Genomic DNA, 6344 nt, shown 5'->3' with positions numbered 1-6344 from the left:
GCGTTCGTCCTTCCGCCGATGCGCCGATCCTACGGACGCCAGACCCCCGGCCGCGCATGACCGTGGCCGGCGCAACGATAAACGCGGGAGAAGACCAATGGCCAGGATCGTCAGGTTTCCCGAGCTGGGCGGACCCGATGTGTTGCGGGTCGAAGAGGTCGATCCCGGCGCCCCGGGCGCGGACGAGGTGCTGCTGAACATCGAGGCGATCGGTCTCAATCGCGGCGAGGCGGCGTTCCGCGGCGGTCACTACATCTTCAAGCCCACCCTGCCGTCGTACATCGGCGGCGAAGCGACGGGGCGGGTGGCGCAGTTGGGCTCCAATGTGCAAGGCCTCAAGGTCGGCGACGCGGTGGTGTTCATGCCGATCTCGCCTCCTGGCGAACGCAGCATCTATGGCGAGCAGGCGGTGGTGCCGGCGCTGTCGCTGGTCAAGGCGCCCGAGGGCCTGGACGCGATCCAGAATGGGTCGATCTGGGTGGCCTTCCTGACCGCCTGGGGCGGCTTGGCCAAGGCCGGTCTGGCCAAGGGCCAGACGGTGATCATACCCGCCGCTTCCAGCGCCGTGGGCTTGGCCGCCGTGCAGATCGCCCATGACATCGGCGCGACGGTGATCGCCACCACGCGCCGCGGCGGCAAGTCCGACGCCATCCTCGCCGCCGGCGCCGACCACGTGGTCGCCACCGAAGAACAGGACATCAAAGCCGAGGTCGCCCGGATCACCGGCGGCAAGGGTGTTGAGCTGATCTTCGATCCGGTCGCCGGACCGTTCGCCGAGACGCTGTTCGAATGCTTGGCCGACGACGGAACGCTGATGATTTACGGCGGCATGGCCAATCAGCCACACACCTTCCCGAGGCAGCTTTCCATCCGCAAGAACCTAAACATGCGCGGATACAACTTCTTCGAGCTGCTGCGCGACCGGCCGAGGCTGGACGCGGCGATGGGCGAGATCGCCGCGCGAATCCGCGACGGGCGCTTCAAGATGCCTGTGGCGAAGATCTTCCCGCTGGACCAGGTGGCGGAGGCGCATCGCTTCCTCGAATCCAACACCCACATCGGCAAGATCGTCATGCAACCCTAGCCCTTGCCGTCGCCTCCGGACCCGTGTCTTGATTGCGCGTCGAGCCGGCTCAACCGGCTGGCGAGCGCCAAGCGACCGGAGGTGACGGATGGACTACGAGGACCTGCTTTATGAGATGTCGGGCCACGTCCTGACGATCACCTTCAACCGGCCCGAGCGGTTGAACGCCTTCAGCAAGCAGACGGAACTTGAACTGCGCCATGCGCTGGAGCGGGCGGACGCGGATCCGTTGGTGCGCGCCATCATCCTCACCGGCGCAGGCCGCGCCTTCTGCGTCGGCGCCCACATGGCGGCGCTGCAGGGCGTGGGCGCAGAACCCACGCGTGAGGTGCGGGTCGTGGCGCCGGCGGGCGAGGGGATGGAGGCCAACTACCAGCGCCGGCTGAGCTACATGCTGCGGATCTCCAAGCCGATTATCGCGGCGATCAACGGCCCGATCGCCGGCGTCGGCGTCAGCCTGGCGGTCTTTTGTGATCTGCGGTTCATGCTCGACACCGCCAACCTCTCGACCTCGTTCGCGCGCCGCGGGCTGGTGGCCGAGCACGGCATGTCGTGGATGCTGCCCAGGCTGGTGGGCGCCATGAACGCCCTCGACCTGCTGATGACCGGGCGCAAGCTCTCCGGTCTGGAGGCGGAACGCCTGGGCCTGGTCCGCGCCCTGCCGGCCGACGAGCTCATGCCGGCCGTGCAGGCGTTCGCCGCCGACCTTGCCGACAACACCTCGCCGCGCTCCACCGCGATCATCAAGCGGCAGGTCTATGACGCATTGATGCAGCACCTGGGCGAATCCCTGGTGGTCACCGAGACCGAGGAGATCGCCTCGTTCGCCAGCGAGGACTTCCGCGAAGGCGTGGCGCATTTCGTCGAGCGCCGGCCACCAACGTTCACCGGCCGCTGAGGCCTGCACAACGGCTCAGGCCATGGTCTTGCCGCCGTCGACGATCAGCGTCTCGCCAGTCATGAAGGCGCCTGCGCGGGTGGCCAGGAATACGATCGCGCCGGCCACGTCTTCCGGCTCGGCGACGCGCTTGATCGGCGTGCGTGACAACATCTGCGCCTGACGGGCCGGATCCTCCCAGGCGCCGCGCGCGAGCTCGGTACGTGTGAGGCCCGGGGCGACGCAGTTGACGCGGATGTTCTTCGGCCCCAGCTCCACCGCGAGGGTACGGGCGAGCTGGGTCTCGGCGGCCTTCGCCATCGAATAGCCGCCGGCAAGCGCGCTGCCGCCGCTGTGGCCGCCGATCGACGAGACGATGATCACAGCGCCGTCCTCACGCGCGATCATGTCGGGGACGGCCTTCTGAATCAGCCCGACATTGGCGACCAGATTGACGTCGAGATCGGTGTGAAGCTGCTCTGCGGTGATCTGTGTCAGCAGGACGCTGGTCCCGCCCGCCGCGGCGTTGCAGACCAGGATGTCGATCGGCCCGAATGCCTCGCGCGCCCGGTCCATCAGGTGTTGCTGGTCCGCGGGCTGGGTGATGTCGCAGGCCACCGCGATCGCGTGGCCAGGATGGACCGCGTTGATCGCCTCTGCCGCCGCGTCGCAATCGGCCTGATTGCGTGACGAAACCACGACGCGCGCGCCCTGCTCGGCCATCGACACCGCCGCTGCGCGGCCGATGCCGCGCGATGACCCTGTGATGACGGCGACCTTCCCCGTCAGATCGAACATGCTCATGAATTTCCCCGCCCGAATGTGCTGCTTGTTCTTGTGGCCGCAACCCTGTGTGCGGCGGGGGGTGAAAGCAAGGCGGCGGTGACGCACCCAGATCGAATATTCGCGTCTGGCGGGTATTCGACAGAAGAAAATCTTCGTCAGGTAGAACTTCAGCAATTCGGAATCGATAGACTCCAAGACGCCGCCAATCGAGGCTGAAGCGCGTCGTTTGCGACTCAAACGCAAATGATCGAAGCCGGGAGCCACCACATCGGCCCTGCGATTTCTTACCACACCAAGTCACTGGCGCGAAAGTTGCAGACTGGAAATCTAACCCATTTCATGTATCATCATGGAGCGACGGGGGTCTTTGGCGTGACTTCGCGAATACCTTGGGGGTGCGAAGTCCGAGGGGCGGGGCGAGATGCATATCGATGTTGTCGACACGTTCGACGGTCTGAAGGGCCTGCGCGAGAACTGGGATCGGCTGTATGAGGCCGACCCGGAAGCGCACTTCTATTCGTCCTGGATGTGGATGTCCGAATGGCTGGAGGCGCTTCCCGGGCCCTGGCTGATCCTTTGCGCCAAGCGCGAGGCCGGCGACCAGGAGTGTGTGGGCTTTCTGGGCCTGCGACTACGCGCGCACTTCCATACGGCCCATGGGTTCAAGAACGAGGTGTACCTGGCCTCTGACGCCTTCTCGGATTACGCGGGCATCCTTTGTCTGCCGCAGGACGAGGCGCCGACCATGGCGGCCTTCGCCGCCCATATCCGCGAAGAGCTTCACTGGGCGCGGCTGACACTCGACAATCTGCTGATGTCGGAGCGACGGCGGGCGCTGTTCCTGAGGGGGTTCGACACTCATCGGTTCGTTCACCACGAGATCAGCTACGCGGACAAGAACGGCCCGGACAACACCGTCGCCCCGGCGATCGATCTGCCGGATGACTGGGAGGCCTATCTGGCGACGCTCAGCGCCAACAATCGCCAGAAGATCCGCCGCCTGCTGCGCCGCCTGGAAGAGACCGACGACTACCGGATCACAGTCTCCGGGCCAGACGACATCAAAGCCGACATCGAGACGTTGCTGCGCCTGTGGACCGTCAAGTGGGCGAAGCATAAGGGCGAGCGGTTGGAAGGCATCGTCTCGCGCAATCGCGCAATGCTGCGCCGATGCGCAGACGCCGGGCTGCTATACATGCCGGTCTTCTGGCACGGCGACCGGCCGATCGCTGTGCTGGGCACCTACGTCGACGTCGTGAAGAAGCACATGCTGTTCGCGATCACCGGCCGTGACGAGACCTACACAGAAAATCCGGCCGGTTATCTGCTACACGCCTACAGCATCCGTCACGCCATCGCCGAGGGGTTCAAGACCTACGACTTCCTGCGTGGCGACGAGCCCTACAAGTACCTGTTCGGCCCCACCGACAGGTGGTTGCGAGGCTGCTACGTGGAGACCAAGAACGGCCGCAACCTCCGCGACCGGCTGGACGAGCGGTCGATGCCGTCGATGCTCTCGCGCGCGCTGAAACTCGAGGAAGAGAGCAAGCTGGACGACGCGGAGTTCGCCTATCGCCAGATCGTCGAACTCGCGCCGACCGAGGCGCTGGGCCTCTATCGCTTCGGCCGTCTGCTGGCGCGCAAAGGCAACCACGCCGAGGCCAAGGTCATGCTGACCCGTTGCGTCGAGGTGCAGCCCGAAGCCGACAATCCGTGGTTCTGGCTGGCGCAAAGTCTGGCCGCGCTCGGCGAGCGCGACGCCGCCCTGGCCGCTTGTCGCAAGGTGTTGGCGATCACGCCGGACAGTCTACGCGCCAAGGACCTGCTGATGAAGTTGAGCCTGGCGGCGCCGGCGAAAGTACTTCCCGGTCTGCCGAAGATCCCGCCCCGGCCGCAGACGCCGAACAGCGCCGTCCAGCCTGGCCAGATCCTGCAGCAGCTCGCGGTGCAGGGGCGCAGATGGGACCCTGCCGGCGCGACGCTGACCGCCGTCCGCAAGTCCTGATCCTGCCGGCGTCTAGGCCCCGAAGATCCAGTCGCCGGTGAGCGAGGACATCGAGACGCCCACCAGGATCATCTGGTCGGCGCCGGCGATAGTGATCACCACGTCTGCGCCGGACTGGGCGACGGCGTAGGTGGTCCCGAGATCGAGCATCACCCGATCGCCTTCGGCACGGCTGAAGTCCAGGATGCGGTCGAGACCGGCGCCGGGCGAGATGTGGAATGTGTCGCCGCCGCCGCCGCCGCTGATGGTGTCGGAGTCTCGGTCGCCGGACAGCCAGTCGTCGCCCGCTCCGCCCCGTAAGATGTCATCGCCCTGGCCGCCGCGCACGATGTCGGCGCCGGCGCCGCCGTCGCACGTGTCTGCGCCCATGTTGCCGTACACGACGTCCGAGCCGTTCTCGCCGTAGAGCGCGTCGTTGTCCTTGCCGCCGGCCACCCAATCGTCGCCGTCGCCGCCGAACTCGGTGTCATTGCCCATGTTGCCGTTGATGTCGTCGAAGTCGCGACCGCCCGTCATGCGGTCCGCGCCGTCGCCGCCGCGCAGGTAGCTGACGCCGTCTCCACCCTCGATGGTGTCGTCGCCGCCGCCGCCGGTGATCGTGTCCGGCCCGGAACCGCCGCGCATGACGCCCGCGACAGGCGCCTGGCCGGCTTGAGGATCGACGAGGTCGAGTTTCACGTTTCGGCCAGAAACCGTCGCCTGTTGCGAGCTGGCGGCGAAGCCGCCCCCAGAGAAGGTGACCGTGTAGGTCCCGTTGGGCAGCGCCAGCGCGTAGCCGCCGGAGCCGTAGGTGGTCGTAGAATAGGTTGCGCCGCCAGCTCCCACCGCGGTCACCGTCAGCCCGCCAAGGCCTTCGCCGGTGTCATAGAAGCGATCGCCATCCAGGTCGTCGATCGCGACGCCGGTAAGGTAGGTGGCCGTTCCGGTCTTGCCGAAATCCTGGGTGACGAAGGCGCCCTGCCAGCCCTGGTACTCGCCGACCTCGAAGCCGATCCCGACTTCGCGGAAATTGGCGTTGAGGATGTTCTCCCGGTGGCCGGTGGAGGTCATCAGGTTGGCGTGCAGCAGCAACACCTCGTCCTGGTAACCGGCCGGCGCGCGCAGGCTCGCCCAGGCTATGTTCTCGCCGGTCGCCCACGACCCCGACAGCGCATAGCCGGAGGCGGTCATCCGCTGCGTGGCGCTCGAGCCCCCCGAACCGGTGTGGGAGAAGGTGTCGGTGGCGATCATCCACTGGCTGTGCAGTTCGGCCGCGTCATCGAGCTGGAAGTTGAAAACCAGCGGCTGGACGCCCGCCAGCGCCCGCTCGGCGTTGATCAGCTCAAGGTCGTACTGCTCGAAGACATTGGGTTCGGACATGGTGGGGATGCTCCGCCCTCGCGGTTAAAAGTTCGCGTGCGGGGCGAAATGGGCGAGCAAATGAGTCTGCCATGCGACGCGAGGCTGCGACCCGTTGGCGCACTGGAGTGTCGGTAGCGGATTGAATTGGGTTAGTTTTTCGCCAAACGCGGCGGCGTTGGACCTTGAAAACGCCAAGGGCGTCGCCGGTTGCCCGACGACGCCCCAGTAGTCTTCAGACACGCTTCGCCATG

General features: G+C 66.3%; 5 protein-coding genes. 3 read left to right on the top strand and 2 right to left on the bottom strand.

Annotated elements, in window-relative coordinates; genetic code table 11:
• Positions 1-97: 97 nt before the first annotated feature.
• The gene (locus Q8R27_RS05240) at positions 98-1084 is read left to right on the top strand and encodes a zinc-dependent alcohol dehydrogenase family protein (RefSeq protein ID WP_305698016.1); all 987 of its coding nucleotides are present in this window, start codon (positions 98-100) and stop codon (positions 1082-1084) included.
• An 88-nt stretch (positions 1085-1172) separates the two neighbouring features.
• Positions 1173-1982: an enoyl-CoA hydratase-related protein gene (locus Q8R27_RS05235; protein ID WP_305698015.1), complete on the top strand. Its 810-nt coding sequence runs from the start codon at positions 1173-1175 to the stop codon at positions 1980-1982.
• A gap of 15 nt (positions 1983-1997) precedes the next feature.
• Here the strand turns inward: Q8R27_RS05235 and Q8R27_RS05230 are convergent, their stop codons facing one another.
• Positions 1998-2765, bottom strand: coding sequence for an SDR family NAD(P)-dependent oxidoreductase (locus Q8R27_RS05230; RefSeq protein ID WP_305698014.1), 768 nt, complete (start codon positions 2763-2765; stop codon positions 1998-2000).
• A gap of 403 nt (positions 2766-3168) precedes the next feature.
• On the opposite strand from Q8R27_RS05230, the gene Q8R27_RS05225 reads away from it, so the two are divergent.
• Positions 3169-4752 carry a GNAT family N-acetyltransferase gene (locus Q8R27_RS05225; protein WP_305698013.1) on the top strand — a complete coding sequence of 528 codons (1584 nt, stop codon included), beginning with the start codon at positions 3169-3171 and terminating at the stop codon, positions 4750-4752.
• Between the two features lie 12 nt (positions 4753-4764).
• Here the strand turns inward: Q8R27_RS05225 and Q8R27_RS05220 are convergent, their stop codons facing one another.
• Positions 4765-6111, bottom strand: a complete 1347-nt coding sequence (locus tag Q8R27_RS05220; RefSeq protein ID WP_305698012.1) for a CAP domain-containing protein — start codon at positions 6109-6111, stop codon at positions 4765-4767.
• Between the last annotated feature and the right edge of the window lie 233 nt (positions 6112-6344).

The organism is Phenylobacterium sp., from assembly GCF_030697305.1.
GTDB lineage: Bacteria > Pseudomonadota > Alphaproteobacteria > Caulobacterales > Caulobacteraceae > Phenylobacterium.
Note: the sequence above shows the minus strand (reverse complement) of the source record. Positions and strands in the feature narration are given on the sequence as shown.